Origin of the sequence: Bacillus clarus, from assembly GCF_000746925.1 — a bacterium.
GTDB classification, from domain to species: Bacteria; Bacillota; Bacilli; order Bacillales; family Bacillaceae_G; genus Bacillus_A; species Bacillus_A clarus.
On the sequence record NZ_JMQC01000008.1, the window covers coordinates 3,193,706 to 3,211,247 of the forward strand.

A 17,542-nucleotide genomic window follows, 5' to 3' on the forward strand; every position below is an offset into this window, starting at 1 on the left:
AGAGTGGATGGTGTTGCCAGATCGTAAACCACATGAAATATTCTTCAAATTGTTTTTTAAGCTCCTATAAGTAACATGTAATTCCGTATTTAAAATTCACTTATTATCACAAAAATGAATTGCACGAGCTTTACAAATGAATTGTAAAGTATCTTTGTATTGTCTAAATGGATTGGTTGTAAATTAATATGAATAGGTTTTGGGTACATGTGAACCTTGTTTTTTTTACTAGTTTTTATGGGAATTTGAAGAGGGGGAATGAATTTCTTGCAGAAATCATTAAATCAAAAAATAAAAAAGACGGTTAGTAGTTTAATAGTTGTATTACTAGTATGTATGAATTTTATAATCCATTTACCAATGAAAGCAGAGGCAGCTACAAAAGAGTTGAAAGGCTTAGGTGATGCTTCTTATTACAATGCAATCATTTTTGGAGATCACAGTGCAACGAGTGCGGATATTGAAGGTGCAATGGCTGTTCAAAGGAATATGAATGCGTCAAGTTATACTGTTGTAGCAGCTGCAACTGGAGCATCGAACTTAGCAGGGGCAACATGGACAGATGAAGGGTATCCATCATTACTACTAGGTGGTCAATTTACGAAAGCTGGAGCAGGGCAAGTCATTATACAAGATGGAACAGTGGTGATGACAAAAGATGGTGACCCGGAAGGTGCGATGAAATCATCGTATGACCATATTTCTTACAAAGAACAAGCAGCGATTGATTCTAAATTTAAAGAGTTTAGAAAAGACGTTGATGGTGTAATGGGAGATGCGAGTCAATTACATACAGATAAACCAGAACCGAATATGAGCTTTGGAATCGGAGAAGATATTAACAATCCCAATATTTACGTGTCGTCAGGCTTAACAGGAAAGAAAACGTTTGATGTAAGCGATGTTTTTCTTCCAAATGTAGATAACAAAGACTTTATTGTTATTTATTCGGATGCGGAAGAAGTTAATTTTGCTAAGGGTGCAATTTTGTACGACACAAGAAACACTGGGACGGCAACAGACTTAATTAATACATCACAAGCATATGATCCTAATTCATCTTTTACTGAGTTAGCTAGTAAAGTAATTTGGGTGTTTCCAAACGCTACAAAAATATCGACAACGGGATATGGCGTAGTAGGAAGTGTATTTGCTCCAAATGCTGTTGTAGAGACAAAGGGTGGTTCTATTAACGGACAAGCATACGTTGGAGGATTACATCAAAGAGATGGATTTGAAGTTCATAATTTTAAATTTAACTGGCCAAAATGGAAAAATCCATCAGTTGAAAAAGGAAATTTACAAATCAAAAAAGTTGATGCAAATGACGAAAATATTGTTTTAAAAGACGCAAAGTTTGATGTGATAGACAAAGATAATAAAGTCGTGGCTACTGTTACAACAGACGACAAGGGTATTGCTGAAGTGAAAGATTTACCACTTGGTGATTACTTTGTAAAAGAAATAAGTGCACCAGAAGGATATATAAAGGTTGATACACCAGTAAAAGTAACTGTTGATAGTACAAAAGTAATTGAAATTGTTATGAAGAATACGAAAAAAGTAGAGAATGGACAATTTAAATTATTAAAAAAAGATAGTGAATCTGGTCAACTTTTAGCAGGTGCAAAATTTGATGTAATAGATAAAGATGGAAATGTTGTTGAAACAATTATTACAGATGGTAAAGGTGAATCTTTATCAAAACAACTTCCAATTGGAACATATACATTAAAAGAAGTTGAAGCGCCGAAAGGATATGAATTATCCTCTAGCTCAGTTCTTGTTGATGTAGCAGCTAATAAAGTAGTTACTGTAGAAGCGTTGAATAAAAAAATTGAAGAAAAAGTTACAGGACAATTTGAAATCGTAAAAGTAGATGCGAATGATAAAACGAAATTACTACAAGATGCAGAATTTGAAGTGTATAAAGATGGTAAAAAAGTAGAGACATTACGAACAGATAAAACGGGTAAAGTCATCTCTGGAAAGTTAGAACCAGGAAAATACACGTTAAAAGAAACGAAAGCGCCACAAGGATATAAATTACTTGAGAATGAAATTGAAGTTGTTGTAGAAGCAAACAAAGTCGTTCAAGTACAAGTAGAAAATGCAAAAGAACTAGGAAGCTTACAAGTAATCAAAAAGGATGCAGAGAGTGGAAAAGTTCTGGAAAGCGCAGAATTTAGACTAAAAGACGAAAATGGTCAAATGGTTGGAGAGACGAAAACAACAAATAAAGATGGTGTTGTTACATTTGAAAACTTAGTGCCAGGTAAATATACGTTAGAAGAAACGAAAGCGCCAGAAGGTTATAAAGCAGTAGAAGTTACAGTAGAAGTAAATGTTGTAGCAAATGAAGTGATAAAACAAGAAGTATTGAATGAAAAAATTAAAGGTCAAGTAGCAGTTACAAAGGTAGATGCTAATGATACAGATAAAACATTAGCAGGTGCAACATTTGAAATTTTGAAAGATGGAACAAAAATAGGCACATTAACAACAGATAAAAATGGAAAAGCAACTTCTAAGGAACTAGAACCAGGAAATTACGTTTTAAAAGAAGTTCAGGCGCCTGAAGGATACAAGTTATCTAATAAGGAAATTAAATTTACGATTTCTAATCAAAAAGTAGAAATTGTAAAGCTCCAAATTACAAACGAAAAGGATCCAGGCGAAGGAACGGATAAACCAGGTGAAGGAACAGATAAGCCAGGCGAAGGAACGGATAAACCAGGTGAAGGAACGGATAAACCAGGTGAAGGAACAGATAAGCCAGGCGAAGGAACAGATAAGCCAGGCGAAGGAACAGATAAGCCTGGCGAAGGAACAGATAAGCCAGGTGAAGGAACAGATAAGCCAGGCGAAGGAACGGATAAACCAGGTGAAGGAACGGATAAACCGGGCGAAGGAACAGATAAGCCAGCTGAAGGAACGGATAAACCGGGCGAAGGAACGGATAAACCAGGTGAAGGAACGGATAAGCCAGGTGAAGGAACAGATAAACCAGGTGAAGGAACAGATAAGCCAGGCGAAGGAACGGATAAACCAGGTGAAGGAACGGATAAACCGGGCAAAGAAGTAGGAGAGCCTAACTTATCAGAAAAAGAACAAGGCGGTTCTAATAATCAAAAACTTCCAGCTACAGGGCATAATACGAATTACCTTCCATTGATAGGTGTAATTCTCGTGTTATTAGGCGTACGTTTAAGATTTATGACTAAAAACAGCTAATAGATTTATAAAAGGCATAAGAGAAAATGTTATCTCTTATGCCTTTTACTTTTATTATAGAAGAAATAAGGTAAAACCTTCTGTATTGACCTGCAAACGCCCTTCAAGTAAACTAAAGAGAGTTTGCAAATGAAAAGGTGATAATGTTGTTAATTTCAATTAAAACGTTACAAGATGATCGTTTTTTACGTCCGCTGCAAAATATTAGCGGCTTATTTTTTGAAGAAAGCACGGTAGGGTTTGGTCAAGAGGAAGCAAATCTTATTGTTGATATACAGATAGAAGGTAATGTGACAGCATCGGCTCGTTTAACAGATGTTGCGACTGGAAATGTATATGAAGAAACATTCGCAAAAGATTTATCTGCTTTCACAGAAGAAAAAGAACGTATGAAGCAAGTGAAACATGTTGTTTCTTATGTATATCTTTCTGTGCTTCAACAGCTAACTGGACTTGAACAGAGCTGGGGGATTTTAACTGGGGTACGTCCAACGAAACTTCTTCATAAAATGCTTCAAAATGGTATGTCAAAAGAAGATGCACATAAAGAGCTTCGTGAAAGCTATTTAATTCATGAAGAGAAAATTGAACTTCTTCAGCGTATTGTAGATTGTCAATTAGCGGTTATTCCGGATTTATATCGCTTGAAAGAAGAAGTAAGTATTTACATCGGTATTCCGTTTTGTCCTACAAAATGTGCGTACTGTACGTTCCCAGCTTATGCAATTAACGGACGTCAAGGATCAGTGGATTCTTTCTTAGGCGGATTACACTATGAAGTTCGTGAAATTGGTAAGTTCTTAAAAGAAAAAGGTGTTAAAGTTACGACGATTTATTACGGCGGTGGTACACCAACAAGTATTACAGCTGAAGAGATGGATATGTTGTATGAAGAAATGTACGAAGCGTTCCCAGATGTGAAAGATGTACGTGAAGTAACAGTTGAGGCAGGTCGTCCGGATACGATTACACCAGAAAAGCTGGAAGTATTAAACAAATGGAATATTGACCGCATTAGTATTAACCCGCAGTCATACCATCAAGAGACGCTAAAAGCAATTGGACGCCATCACACTGTAGAAGAAACAATTGAAAAGTATCATTTAGCACGTGAAATGGGAATGAACAATATTAATATGGACTTAATTATTGGTCTTCCTGGTGAAGGACTAGAAATCTTTAAGCACACGTTAGATGAAACAGAAAAGTTAATGCCAGAATCGTTAACAGTTCATACGTTATCATTTAAACGTGCTTCTGAAATGACGCAAAATAAACGTAAATATAAAGTAGCTGGTCGTGAAGAAATTACGGCAATGATGCATGAGGCGGAAGAGTGGACGAAGAACCATAATTACGTACCATATTATTTATATCGTCAAAAGAATATTTTAGGTAACTTAGAAAACGTTGGTTACGCAATGCCTTCGCAAGAAAGTATCTACAATATTGTTATTATGGAAGAAGTACAATCTATTATCGGACTTGGATGCGGGGCATCAAGTAAATTTGTTCACCCACAAACAGGAGCAATTACACATTTTGCGAATCCGAAAGATCCGAAATCATATAACGATGGCTTTGTTAAATATACAGAAGATAAACTGAAAATTTTAGAAGAGCTATTTGTGTAAAAAGACTGGCCTAAAGGTAATTCCTTTAGGCACAGTCTTTTTTTATTTGTCAGACAATGTCGAGAATAATCAGAAAACTTAGTCGGAAATCTAGAGGATAATGTCTACTTATAGACGAAATGATAGATTTATGAAAGAGAAAAGGGGGCATATTTTGGGATGTACATGACGATAGGGAGAATTTTTGACTTAGCAGTTGGCAAGTATCCGAATAAAGAGGCGTTAGTAGAACCAGAAAAAAATATTCGCTGGACATATAACCAGTGGGATGAGCAAATAAATAAAACGGCACACGCTCTATTAGATGAAGGGGTAAGAAAGGGAGATTGTGTATCTGTTTATTTATATAACTGTCACGAATTTGTAAACGTTTACTTAGCTTGTTCGAAAATTGGTGCAATCTTTAATCCAATTAATTTCCGCCTGAAAGCAAAAGAAGTTTCTTACATTCTCCAAGATGCGGCCTCAAAAGTAGTTGTCTTTGAAAAAGCCGTTGAACCAACAATTGCCGCTATTGAACGTGATTTTCCTCATACTTCTTTCTTGTACGTAGAAGATCACGCACCTTCCTATGCTAGTTCTTACCATGAAAAAGTAAATGCAGCTTCATCAGAAAAATTAAACATTGTAATTGATGAGACGGATTTTTGTTCTATGCTTTATACGAGTGGTACGACAGGTCATCCGAAAGGCGTATTGCATCGCCATCGTGATATGGCTGAGCATAGTATGATTTGTACGTATTTCTTAAAATATAACAGGGATAGTGTCGGGCTTGTAGTAGCGCCTTTATATCATTGCGGGGAATTAAATGCTGGAATCATACCGCGCATTCAAGTTGGCGGAAAGAATGTTATTTTACATCACTTTGATACGGAAACAGTATTACATACGATTCAAGAAGAGAAGATTACGACGTTTTTTGCAGCACCGACGATGTGGAATATGTTACTGCAAAAAAATTTAGCCAAGTATGATTTAACTTCGATGAAGATCGGTATATACGGCGGAGCAGCAATGGCACCAGCGCTAGTGAAGGAATGTAAAGAACGCCTTTATATTGATCTTGTTCAAATTTACGGAATGACAGAAATGGGACCAGTTGTTGCGTTTCTCGTAGAAGAGGATCAAATTACGAAAGCAGGTTCAGCTGGAACACCTTGTTTTAGCCATGAAATTCGGATTGTAAAACCGAATGAGGATGCGCCGGCAGAACCAGACGATGTGTTACCTCCGTATGAAGTAGGAGAAATTATTTTGCGTGGACCATGTATGATGGCAGGCTATCATAATCGTGAAGAAGCGAATGCAAAATCGATGTATAAAGGATGGTATCATTCTGGTGATTTAGGTTACTTCGATAAAGACGGTTATTTATATGTTGCAGATCGCGTTGATGATATGGTTATTAGCGGTGGAGTAAATATTTATCCTCGTGAAATTGAAGATTTCCTTCATAGCCATCCTGGTATATTAGATGTTGCGGTATTAGGTGAGCCAGATGAACTATGGGGTGAGCGTGTCGTTGCGGTCGTTGTGAAGAAAGATGAAAACATTACAGAAGTTGATTTAGAAAAGTATTGTAAAGAAAGTAATGAACTAGCTGATTATAAACGCCCGCGTCATTACTTATTTGTAGATGAGCTTCCCCGTAATGCGAGTGGGAAACTGCAAAAGTTTGTGCTGAGAGAGTCTTTAAAAGAAGCAAAAAAATAGAAGGTAGGCTCGTTAAGCTAAGTTGGAATGAAAATGTATTCAATTAGACTTTTTTCATTTGTTAAGTAAGCCACATGAGTGGTTAGTAATAAAAAATGTATATGACACCCAATATATCAAAGACTGTTTTCTTTCTTTTTTCTATAAAAAATTAAGTGAACGAGGAAAGAGCTTTGATCATTATTGGGTGTTTTGTTGTCAAAAAGTATAATAGATATTTTTAAAATTTTAAGCCCAATCGCCCAGTAAAGGACTCTTTTTTGTTTTTGAACAGAATACTGTTCGTATTAGCTTATATTTTTTACAAATACATGCTTTAATTTTTCGCGAAAACGAATAATTAATATGATGGCTACAATGATAATCATTCCGAAGAGAATTTGCCCAATGTGCGGTCCAAGTATCTTGAATATATTCTGGAAGTTTCCGCCTAACCAATAACCACCGATTAAGAAGAAAGATACCCAGAATAGGGCACCGGAGTAGATTGTTATGGCAAAGCGACGGAACGGTAAATTAATAATCCCTGCAAAGTACCCAGTGAAATGACGTACACCCGGGATAAAGAATCCAATAAAGATAAGGAAATATCCATATGTATTAAACCATATTCTTGTTAAATCAATTTTTTCTTGTGTTACAAATACATATTTCCCATATTTCTGTACAAAGGGCATACCAAGTTTATTACCTAAAAAGTACTGAATTGTCATCCCAACACTCGTTCCAATAAATGATAAGTAAGATGGATAATTGTAATTCGCCTGTATATGCTAAATAACCTGCATAAACTAACGTTGGCTCTCCTGGAAATGGAAATGCAATATATTCTAATAGTGTTCCAACAAGTACTACATAGTAGCCGTATTGTTGGAATAATTCATGAACCCATTCCATATCGTGCTCCTCTTTTTTCTACAGTATGAATCACGTACAATAACGGATCGTTACACAGATGTTGCTAGGTATATCGTCCTTTCGATGCTGAGTAGTTCGAATTCCAGATTATAGTATTTTTATCCTTTGTAATGGCGTTACCCCAGCAATTGAAATGTAGTGTACGGCAGTAGCAAGAGATCCTGTCTGGAGAACTTATAATGGCATCTGTTTCTTTGATAAACCAACCATATCCTATTCATTTTTCTATTTAGGATTGATGTTATGAGTAGAATAATGATTTACTGAAATTGATAATTAAGAAAATAGAAGTTTATGCTAACTATAAAGCGAATCATGTATTCGTTTGATTACGATCATACTTAAGATAGCTCTTTACTAATTAGTAAAGAGCGGAGAACTGCATCATAAATATGGAAGATGATTTTTTACTATTAGTTAAAATCATAACAGTATAAAAATACATTGAATGTTTCTTTCATTGAATCAAAATTAATTTCTTTTTCATTTACACGTTCAAAATTTTGATTGTCATAAAATCCATAGTTGCATCTATTGTCTGTATATAAATATAAAGATGTTACATCCTGACTTTTCATATAGTGAAACAAATGATTCATTAGAGTCTTTCCAACCCCAAGACCTCTGGATTCTTCGGATACAATGAATAATTGTATACAACCTTGAAAATTATCTTCTTTCCCTTGTATCAGTTCTTTATATGCATCTTGAACTTTTGTAAATTCTTTTATAAATTTTTTATTCTCTTTATTGGTCATGAATACTTTAAGCATGGTGTAGGCAAAGCTTAAAGTATTATGAAATTTCTTTAAACGGTTTTTGTCTTTTTTTGAATCTCCCAAAATAACGCCAATAATTGTATTGTTTTTTTCTGCTACTTTGCTAAAGGAGCTGTCTAAAATACAACTTTGTAGATAGATGTTTAGTATTGAATCTAAAAATTGTTTATCTTTAATTATTTCATTAAATCCAAATGCTTCACCAATCAAATTTTTAATAGATTCATAATCTTCTTTAACGAGACTTCTGTACGTTACTGTCTTCATATTTATATACTCCTTTTATCATTGTAAATAACTTATTATAATAGCAGGGTCTCCTCTAAGGGGAGAGTCAATGGTGCCAGAAGAAAAATATAAAGGAAGAGATGAAGATGAAAAACTTATTTTCAATTGGAGAAGTTGCTAAAATAAAGGGTATTACTATAAAAGTATTAAGGTACTATCATAAAATGGGAATTCTTATTCCGAGATATATTGATGAGGCAACAGGTTATAGGTATTATTCCATAGATCAATTTATTCACATAGATATCATAAAAAGCTGCAGAGAGTTAAACACCAGTATAGTAGAACTTCAAAAGATTTTTAAGGAATGTGATACGGATCATTTGCTACAATTTTTACAATTAAAGAAATATGAAGCAGAAGAAAATATAAAGAAAATGCAAGAAGTAATCGAAACTATTGATAGTTTAAATATGAAAGTAGGGATTTCGAAGGATATATTAAATAATGATGAGATATCTATTAAGTTCTTTGAACAGCGTTATGTAATTGTAGCACCTTGTAAAGAAGTGGGGAGTTTACAGGAGTTACTTTACTATTCGGATTTAGAGAAAATCATTCACGATAATGAAGGGAAAATGTCAATGGAAAGAGGGATCTTATATCATGTTAATTCAGAGGGGAATGTAGAACCAAAGTATGTTTTTAGTAAGTTGCAAGAGGATTTTAATAAAGAAGAGGAACAAAATATAAGAATATTACCAAAGGGAAAATATTTAACATTAGCCTATAGTAAAGAGAATGAAGAGGAACGTAGAAATACGATAATTAAATATATCAAAGAAAATAATATAAAAGTGAAAAGTTTCATTGAAGTGGAGTTATATAATGATTTCTTTAATACGGAATCTTATAGTTGTCAAATTCAAATTTTTATAGAAGATAATGAGGATAAGAAGCTTTAAATCGGATAATTTATTGTCTATGACAATTGATTTTGTTCGAGATGAGTACGGGATAATCATCAGTGGGGATGAAAACAACCCCACTGAGTAAAGTTTCCCTTTATTTACGCGAGAAACCTTCTTCGTCAAGGTATTCTGCAGCTTCTGGGTAAGAGTTAAATGTACCGTCTAAGTTTACGCCAGCGTAAACGTTCCACATGTCATCCTCCGCTATAAGAGTAAGAATATGACCGTCTTCGTTATGCCATTCTTCTTCTTTTGCAGGTTCTGCAGGTGCTACTACTTCTTCTTGCTCTTGTGATAGTAGTTCAATTGATTTCTCAATTACTGAACGTAATTCTTCTTCTGAAAATTCACGGATGTTAATCATGCCTTTATCATCTGTTTTATAGCCTTTCATACCACTTGCATATACAAATCCGTTTCCATTGGGGTGTAAGTGATATACAACGTTCTTTTTATCTAAACGACTTTCTTCAAAGTGAAAGTTTACACGTTTTAATGATACGTTTTTTCTTTCTAATTCTGGGAAAGATTCAATAATCGATAATTTTTCTTCAAAAGTTAGCATAGTGCCTCCATGTATATAGTAAAAGATTTAATTTGTTCATTATAGCATAGTTGCAATTGTTTCCAAAGGTAAGGGGAAAACTTTTATTTGGAGGCGTTTACTTCACGAGACTGTAAAGAGTTTTTTATAAAAGTCACTGACGAAAGACTCTTTTTCAATGTACAATGGAACGTGGACTTTATACGAAGGTGGTTTTTTTATGATTCAAAAAATAGCAAAGGAATGTTTAGCGGGGTTTACTGTTGCAATTGTTGCTTTGCCGCTCGCGATTGCGTTTGGTATTGCGGCAACGGGAACGTCTGAAGGAGCACTAGTTGGACTATACGGTGCCATTTTTGCTGGTTTATTTGCAGCATTATTTGGCGGTACACCAGGACAAGTAACGGGTCCTACTGGGCCGATTACAGTTATTGCAACAGGAGTTATTGCCACTCACGGATTAGAAGCAAGTTTTATTGCGTTTATGATGGCGGGGGTATTCCAAATTTTATTTGGTGTATGTAAGCTCGGTTCTTATATTCGTTACATTCCGTATTCTGTCGTTTCAGGATTTATGAATGGAATTGCACTTATTATTATTTTAGGTGAAATGAAGCATGTGCAAAATAGTTTTTTACTTGTTTTATTAACGATCATTGTGATGATTGTTTCTGGAAAGTGGATTAAGGCGATTCCGGCAAGTTTAGTTGCATTAGTAGGTGTTACAGCGCTATTACCATTATTTTCTTCTGTACTACAAGGGCTTACGGTACAATTACCGATTGTAGGAACTCTTCCTTTAAATAAGGTTATCGAGAAGATAGGTACGATTCCAGAGGCGATGCCATCTCTTCATATACCATCTTTAAGTGGTGCAGGTATGTTAGAACTTGTATTACCAGCGCTTAGTATTGCATTACTAGGATCAATTGACTCATTATTAACGTCCGTCGTAATGGACAATGTGACAGGAACACGTCATAAAAGTAATAAGGAGTTAATTGGACAAGGAATTGGTAATATTGCAAGTGGATTGTTCGGCGGATTAGCAGGTGCAGGTGCGACTGTTAGATCTATCGTAAATATAAGAAGTGGCGGGAAAACGGCACTTTCAGCTTGTATGCATAGCGTGATATTATTTATTTTCATTATGGGACTTGGGTCAGTTGTACAGTATATTCCGCTTGCTGTATTATCAGGTATTTTAATTTTAACTGGCATTGGGATGTTTGATTGGGAGAGCATGAGAAAAATACATGTCGCTCCAAAAGGCGATGTGATTGTTATGCTCGTAACGATGATTGTGACAGTGAAGTTTGATTTAATGATTGCTGTTGCATTTGGTATCATTCTTTCATTTATTATATATATAATGAAATGTAAAGAACGTAAAGCTTCTATTGTAAAAGAAAAAGATGCGACGTATAAGATTAAGGGACCACTTTCTTTCTTATCAGTAGATCGTATTTTTCATTCTTTGCAAGATGTGAAATCTCCTATCGTTTTACACATGAAGGGTGTAAGGTATATGGATGTATCAGGAGCTATGGGATTATTAAACTTTGTAGAGCAATCAGATAAAGTAGGAGCGAGTGTGACGCTTGAGCATGTACACCCAAGTGTTGAAAAGACGTTAGTAACAATGGCGAATGATGAACAAAGAGAAAAATTACATGTATTGAAGGCAAGTTATTAGCATAAAGGTTGAGTAATGAAGAATCCATCTGGAAATATCGGTATAATAAAAAAAGAGATGGATTCTTCATTATTATCCCGCATTAACTGCCCGTAAAAGCCCGATTGATGTGGGCTAATAATCAGTGAGGGTGGAAAAAACTCCTACCGATTAAAGTTTCACTTTATATTATCTAATCATTTGTATAATTTGGATTTCATGTGAAAAATTACATGAGAGAATTTTATGTTTACATATGTGAGAGAGTATTCAATATATAAGAAATTTGGTATGATGACTTAATAATGCAAGGAGAATACTGTATTACTTTCCATTCTCCTATAAAATATAGTGGCGTACGAGAGTTTATAATGAAAGAAAAGAGAAAAAAGATGAATAAAAAGTTCGTAAAAGGCGCTGCAATTTTAACAATTACAACGTTTCTATCGAAAATATTGGGAAGTTTTTTTCAAATCCCGCTGCAAAATATAGCAGGTGATGAAGTACTGGGGATTTTTCGTCTCGTTTTTCCGGTATATATGATTGCCTTAACTTTATCTGTAGCAGGTGTACCTTTGGCGATTTCGCAGTTAACAGCGGAACTTTATGAGAAAAATGATGATGACGGAATAGCTAAATTATTTACGTCAGCATCTATTATTGGCGTAATATTTGGAGGAATAGGATTTTTAGTCATTATAATGGGTTCTAGTACGATTGCAGAGTTGCTTGGAGGACAAGAGACGAGACTAGCATTAATTATTACTTCCTTCGCCTTATTAATAGCGCCGTATATGGCGGTGTACCGAGGGTATTTCCAAGGGTTTGGAGATATGGTACCTACTGGTGTATCGCAAGTAATTGAACAGTTGATTCGGGTTTTCTTTATGTTAACAATTGCTTACGTATTTGTATATTCGAATGAGAGTAGTGATATTGTAACTGGTGGAGCTATGATCGGTTCTTGCCTTGGAGTGATTAGCTCACTTGTATACTTGCGAGTGAAGTATGTAAAAAGTTCATATCGTTATAAGGCTAATACGTATTCAATACAAGACTTTAAAAGAAATGCGATAAGAATACTTCGTGTGTCTGTTCCAATTGCGATTGGAGCATTATCCATGCCAGTGTTAAATTTGATCGATTCCGTTACGATTCCACATTTGTTAGAAGAATCCTCTACAACGATTCAAGAACAGTTCGGTATATATAGTCGTGGGTTTGCATTTACACAATTAATCATTGTTTTTGCAAGTGCGATGATATTTCCGTTAATTCCAATATTAACGTCTGCTTTAACGAAGAAAGATATGGGTTTAGCAAAGCTTACAGTACAGCGTGTGAATGAGCTGGCACATGTGTTAACAATGCCGCTGACAGTATGGCTCATGGCATTAACAGTACCGCTTAATGTTGGATTGTTTACAGATACAAAGGGAAGTAGTATGATAGCGGTTCTAATTGGTAGTTCGTATTTCGCATCATTTATGGTATTATCAATAGGAATTTTACAAGGGATTAATCGTTCCATGCAAGCCGCTTGGATTGTTATTGGAGCGAGTTTTATAAAAATAGTATTAAATATAGCACTAGTGAGCAAATTCGGTATAAGTGGAGCAGCTTACAGTACACTAATGATATACATAATGATTTGCATTGTAAATTATATGTATATTCGAAAAAACTTTGCTTATCCGGTTCATATAAGAAGATTTTTTGCGGTAGTAGGTGTATCTTGTATTTTAGGTATAGGGTTGTACCTAGTATCTACGATGTTACATATAATGGATTCTAGATTTTTAGCAATTATATATAGTGTGGCGGCATTAAGTATAGCATCACTATTGTACGGTGTATGTGCATTGAAAATGAATTGGATATCGAAGAAGCAAATACCGTTTTTACGCAAATAAATTTGTTCCTTGTAACAAATGTACATTGAGTTATTAAGTAGTGTATGATCGATAAGTGTTATGGATTGTGATTTGTTTAAGTATGAAAAGAGTCGATTGCAAGATGTTGGAGGAGATTAAGATTGCGGTTAGTTTTATCAGGGTATTACGGTTTTTATAATGTGGGAGACGAAGCAATTTTGCAGTCAATTATTAAAGATTTAAACAAAGAAGATCCCACTCTTGAGCTTGTTGTGTTGTCTAATGATCCTGAATATACAAGGAAAATGTATGGTGTAGAAGCGATAAACCGTTGGGATATAGGAGCAGTTTATCGAGAAATAAAGAAGAGTGATGGTTTAATCAGTGGCGGTGGTAGTCTTCTACAAGATAAGACAAGCATGAAAAGTATTTTATATTACACAGGTATCATGCAACTTGCTCGTTTACTGAGAAAGCCATATTATATTTATGCGCAAGGAATTGGTCCTATTACGAGGGGGCATAATCGTTTATTAGTGAAATGGCATGTGTCAAAAGCTAAATATATCTCAGTACGTGATGAAGATTCTTTCTTATATTTAAAAGAAATGGGTATTAAGAAAGATATTGAAATTGTCCCAGATCCTGTTCTTTCTTGGAAGGTAGAAGATAAGAAATCCAATTGGTTAGAAAAGCATTCGATTGGTGGGAAAATAATTGCAGTGAGTGTACGGAATTGGGATGCTAAAGAAAACTATATGAGAAAGCTAGCTAAAACGTTAAAAAAATTCAAGCAAGCAGGCTTTCATATTTTGTTTGTGCCTATGCATGGTCCGTTTGATCAAAATGCGTCACGAGATATTATCAATTTAATGGGAGAAGAGGCACATATGCTTCCATATAAAATGGATATTCATGAAAAAATCGCAATTTTATCAGAGTGTGTCCTTTTAATAGGAATGCGACTTCATGCCCTTATTTTATCAGCTGTGGCGAATACACCTATGGTTGGGATTTCGTATGATCCAAAAATTGATTCGTTTTTACAACAAGTCAATCAACCGATTATTGGTAATGTAGATGGAGACTGGACTGTTGAAACATTATATAGTATGGTGATGAAGCAGCTGGATCAAAGTAAAAATGTTAAACATATGTTAGAACAACAAGTAAATGAATTACGTGAACAAATTTCAAAAGCAGCAAAGTATGTTGTTGAAGATATAAATGTAAAAAAATAAAGAAGAGAAATGAAATCGATACCCTAGAAATCATTCTCTACTTGAAATGAATATATAAAAAGCACCCTCTTGTAGATCATCTCCAAGAGGGTGCTTTTTAATGTTTAAACTTAAACATTTCACCACTTAAATTCGAGTCGCTATATACAAACAAGACCATATTAATATCGTTGTCTTTCACGTATTGGTAAACATCTTTTTCATGATAGTGACGAAGATCAAGGATGGATGTTCGTTTAAAGTTCTGTGCTATATGCGGTGCGATTGCATTAGCGAATGAATCTTTCAAAATGAGCGCACGGACATTGTTCGGCGCGTCGTCGTTTTCAAAAACGATTTCTGGATAATCGTTTGTGTAATAGCCTGCGTACGATGTCGTATCATTTTGTTTCTCTACTCCGTATAGTTCGTCGAGTGAATGATAGACGGTACCATGTATATCTTTTGCAGCTACACTTGTAAAGTGAAAACCACCTTTCGGTGTGTAATAGCAAAGTTTTTCTCCAGAAGCATCAATAAGTTGATACAATTGATTGTTAAAGCTACCGACAAGTTTTTTATGTCTGGCACATGTACGTGTGTAATCTTCTTTTTCAATTTCTTTTCCTTTATATATAGAAGACTCTTGGTTAATTGTATTCATCATGTATTGATAGCCGAGAAAGGCCCCATCCATATTCCAATGATGATCTGTTTGGAAATACATGTTTTGTATTTCTTCGTTCGTATAGTTTTTCTTAAAGTACTCCATCAGTTTGATTGGCTTTACATCTGCCGGAAGCTTATTTAGAAAATAATTTACATTTTCCTTCGCATACGTTTGAATATGAGAAGGTAATTTAAATGATAATGCATTCGTTTTAGATGGTGGTAAAGCAAAGTAAAACTCAATATTTTGTTCTTTTAAAAACTGAGATAATTCCTGAATAGCCGGCATGGTTTGGTCAATTTCACTATATTTTGTTGTCCATGCTGGGTTTTTTAGTAGCCACTTGTCATCGGTTAAAATAATATCGTTAATAAGAGATTTGTCCATTTTAATTTGAGCGAGTGTGTAGTTTTTAATGAGCTCGTCTCTTCCGATTAATTGATCGTTCGTATATGTTTCAAAATCTTTAAAGAAGCTTCCTGTTGTAAGCGACTCTTTCGTTAAAGCAGGTTTTTGTGCGAGTGGACGATTTTCAACAGGTGAAATATCTCGATCAGTTTTGAGAAACGATAATATGCCAAATGAAAAAATAATGGCGAGAAAACCGATGCATAAAATGATGTTCCCCAATTTTTTCATAATAACTTTTCCTTCCTAAATAAGTTAAAACCTAAAGTAAATAAATGGATTATACGTCGAATTAATCAAATACATAATCGAAATCATAAATAATGTTAGTAATAATATAGGACGTATAACTTGCATTGTGAACATATACGTTTTTGGTGCGAGTTCCAACACATTTTTAATACGTTTTAAAATGGGTGTTGCTGCAATAAAAGCAATCATAAATACGATGATGTACTCATGTATATATAACATTGTGTTGTCATCTGTAAGTGATTGATGCTGTAAGCCGAACATCGCTTTTAAATATTGGAACGAATACGTAAAGTTATCGGCACGGAAAAAGACCCAGCCAATCATAACGATGAATAGTACATATGCATGTTGCAGCGGTGACCATAATTTCTGTAATAATTTCTCTAGGCCAGCTTTTTCAATAGAGATAATGATCCCGTAATATAATCCCCAAGCGATAAATGTCCAGCTTGCACCATGCCATAAACCAGTTAATCCCCATACGATGAAAAGGTTACGATAATTAGCTAGTTTGGAGACACGGTTCCCTCCAAGCGGGATATAAACGTAGTCTCGGAACCAAGAACCGAGTGTAATATGCCATCTTCTCCAAAATTCCGAGATAGATTTGGAGATATATGGGTAATTGAAGTTTTTCGGGAAATCAAACCCAAACATTTTTCCGAGTCCAATTGCCATGTCGGAGTATCCTGAGAAATCGAAATAAATTTGAAGTGTGTAAGCAATAATTCCGATCCATGCTGTACCAGCACTCATTTCAGAAGGTGGCATGGCGAAGATTTTATCTGCGACAAGTCCAACTTGGTTAGCAATTAATATTTTTTTAGCTAGTCCTAAAACAAAAATTTGAATGCCTTCTGTAAAGCGTTCAAAAGAATGGATCCGTTTTTTGATTTGCTCAGCAACGATATTGTAACGAACGATTGGACCGGCAATGAGCTGCGGGAAAATCGATATATATAGTGCTAAGTTAAGCGGGTTTTTTTGGACATCTCCATCTTTCCGGTATATATCAATGACGTATGACATTGCTTGGAACGTATAGAACGAAATTCCAATCGGTAATGGAATAGGCTCTACGTGGATAGAGAGGTGGAATGTTTGATTTAAAATGTCTGTGAAAAATGAAATATATTTAAAATAAGAAAGAAGTAAAATATTTCCGACCACAGCCATAATTAAAAACGTGACTTTCATATTTTTTCGTTTATCATAATGATGCACGAGCAGACCGAAACAGTAGTTTAATAAAATGGAAAAGAGCATTAAGAGTACGAAGCGCGGTTCTCCCCATGCGTAGAAAATTAAACTAAATGCTAGTAATACGAAGTTACGTAGCTCGGCACGTACGAGAAAATAGAAAAATAGTACGAGCGGTAAAAAGATAAATAAGAAAATAGAACTACTAAATACCAA

General features: G+C 34.9%; 11 protein-coding genes and 1 pseudogene. 7 read left to right on the forward strand and 5 right to left on the reverse strand.

Annotated features, from left to right (window positions below; translation table 11 throughout):
• Window positions 1–267: 267 nt before the first annotated feature.
• The 3 genes from DJ93_RS17300 (at window position 268) to DJ93_RS17310 (ending at window position 6,584) form a co-directional block, all read left to right on the forward strand.
• The gene (locus DJ93_RS17300) at window positions 268–3,234 is read left to right on the forward strand and encodes a SpaA isopeptide-forming pilin-related protein (RefSeq protein ID WP_042982161.1); all 2,967 of its coding nucleotides are present in this window, start codon (window positions 268–270) and stop codon (window positions 3,232–3,234) included.
• Between the two features lie 143 nt (window positions 3,235–3,377).
• Window positions 3,378–4,868: a coproporphyrinogen III oxidase gene (locus DJ93_RS17305; RefSeq protein WP_042982162.1), complete on the forward strand. Its 1,491-nt coding sequence runs from the start codon at window positions 3,378–3,380 to the stop codon at window positions 4,866–4,868.
• A gap of 159 nt (window positions 4,869–5,027) precedes the next feature.
• A complete protein-coding gene (locus DJ93_RS17310; protein WP_042982163.1) occupies window positions 5,028–6,584 on the forward strand; it encodes a fatty acid--CoA ligase in 1,557 nt (518 codons plus the stop codon).
• A gap of 287 nt (window positions 6,585–6,871) precedes the next feature.
• Here DJ93_RS17310 and DJ93_RS17315 read toward each other — a convergent pair.
• Together DJ93_RS17315 and DJ93_RS17320 are read right to left on the reverse strand one after the other, a co-directional pair.
• Window positions 6,872–7,481, reverse strand: a pseudogene (locus DJ93_RS17315) (DedA family protein).
• Between the two features lie 434 nt (window positions 7,482–7,915).
• Window positions 7,916–8,548: a GNAT family N-acetyltransferase gene (locus DJ93_RS17320; protein ID WP_042982164.1), complete on the reverse strand. Its 633-nt coding sequence runs from the start codon at window positions 8,546–8,548 to the stop codon at window positions 7,916–7,918.
• 107 nt (window positions 8,549–8,655) lie between these two features.
• Here DJ93_RS17320 and DJ93_RS17325 point away from each other — a divergent pair, with 107 nt between their 5' ends.
• On the forward strand, window positions 8,656–9,474 hold the full coding sequence (locus DJ93_RS17325; protein ID WP_042982165.1) for a MerR family transcriptional regulator: 819 nt from the start codon (window positions 8,656–8,658) through the stop codon (window positions 9,472–9,474).
• A gap of 100 nt (window positions 9,475–9,574) precedes the next feature.
• Here the strand turns inward: DJ93_RS17325 and DJ93_RS17330 are convergent, their stop codons facing one another.
• A complete protein-coding gene (locus DJ93_RS17330) occupies window positions 9,575–10,045 on the reverse strand; it encodes a hypothetical protein (protein ID WP_042982166.1) in 471 nt (156 codons plus the stop codon).
• A 199-nt stretch (window positions 10,046–10,244) separates the two neighbouring features.
• On the opposite strand from DJ93_RS17330, the gene DJ93_RS17335 reads away from it, so the two are divergent.
• The 3 genes from DJ93_RS17335 (at window position 10,245) to csaB (ending at window position 14,814) form a co-directional block, all read left to right on the forward strand.
• Window positions 10,245–11,720 carry a SulP family inorganic anion transporter gene (locus tag DJ93_RS17335; protein WP_042982168.1) on the forward strand — a complete coding sequence of 492 codons (1,476 nt, stop codon included), beginning with the start codon at window positions 10,245–10,247 and terminating at the stop codon, window positions 11,718–11,720.
• A 371-nt stretch (window positions 11,721–12,091) separates the two neighbouring features.
• Window positions 12,092–13,612, forward strand: a complete 1,521-nt coding sequence (locus DJ93_RS17340; protein ID WP_042984232.1) for a putative polysaccharide biosynthesis protein — start codon at window positions 12,092–12,094, stop codon at window positions 13,610–13,612.
• A 122-nt stretch (window positions 13,613–13,734) separates the two neighbouring features.
• The gene (csaB, locus tag DJ93_RS17345) at window positions 13,735–14,814 is read left to right on the forward strand and encodes a polysaccharide pyruvyl transferase CsaB (RefSeq protein ID WP_042982169.1); all 1,080 of its coding nucleotides are present in this window, start codon (window positions 13,735–13,737) and stop codon (window positions 14,812–14,814) included.
• A gap of 97 nt (window positions 14,815–14,911) precedes the next feature.
• Here the strand turns inward: csaB and patB1 are convergent, their stop codons facing one another.
• Both patB1 and DJ93_RS17355 read right to left on the reverse strand, forming a co-directional pair.
• Complete coding sequence (patB1, locus tag DJ93_RS17350) at window positions 14,912–16,102, reverse strand: secondary cell wall polysaccharide O-acetyltransferase PatB1 (protein ID WP_042982170.1); 1,191 nt, start codon at window positions 16,100–16,102, stop codon at window positions 14,912–14,914.
• Between the two features lie 24 nt (window positions 16,103–16,126).
• Window positions 16,127–17,542: an MBOAT family O-acyltransferase gene (locus DJ93_RS17355; protein WP_042982172.1), complete on the reverse strand. Its 1,416-nt coding sequence runs from the start codon at window positions 17,540–17,542 to the stop codon at window positions 16,127–16,129.

Coding starts and splice junctions, on each gene's coding strand:
- DJ93_RS17310 (WP_042982163.1), top strand. CDS start 5,028: ATGTACATGACGATAGGGAGAATTTTTGACTTAGCAGTTGGCAAGTAT.
- DJ93_RS17340 (WP_042984232.1), top strand. CDS start 12,092: ATGAATAAAAAGTTCGTAAAAGGCGCTGCAATTTTAACAATTACAACG.
- DJ93_RS17320 (WP_042982164.1), bottom strand. CDS start 8,548: ATGAAGACAGTAACGTACAGAAGTCTCGTTAAAGAAGATTATGAATCT.
- patB1 (WP_042982170.1), bottom strand. CDS start 16,102: ATGAAAAAATTGGGGAACATCATTTTATGCATCGGTTTTCTCGCCATT.
- DJ93_RS17330 (WP_042982166.1), bottom strand. CDS start 10,045: ATGCTAACTTTTGAAGAAAAATTATCGATTATTGAATCTTTCCCAGAA.
- DJ93_RS17325 (WP_042982165.1), top strand. CDS start 8,656: ATGAAAAACTTATTTTCAATTGGAGAAGTTGCTAAAATAAAGGGTATT.
- DJ93_RS17335 (WP_042982168.1), top strand. CDS start 10,245: ATGATTCAAAAAATAGCAAAGGAATGTTTAGCGGGGTTTACTGTTGCA.
- DJ93_RS17305 (WP_042982162.1), top strand. CDS start 3,378: ATGTTGTTAATTTCAATTAAAACGTTACAAGATGATCGTTTTTTACGT.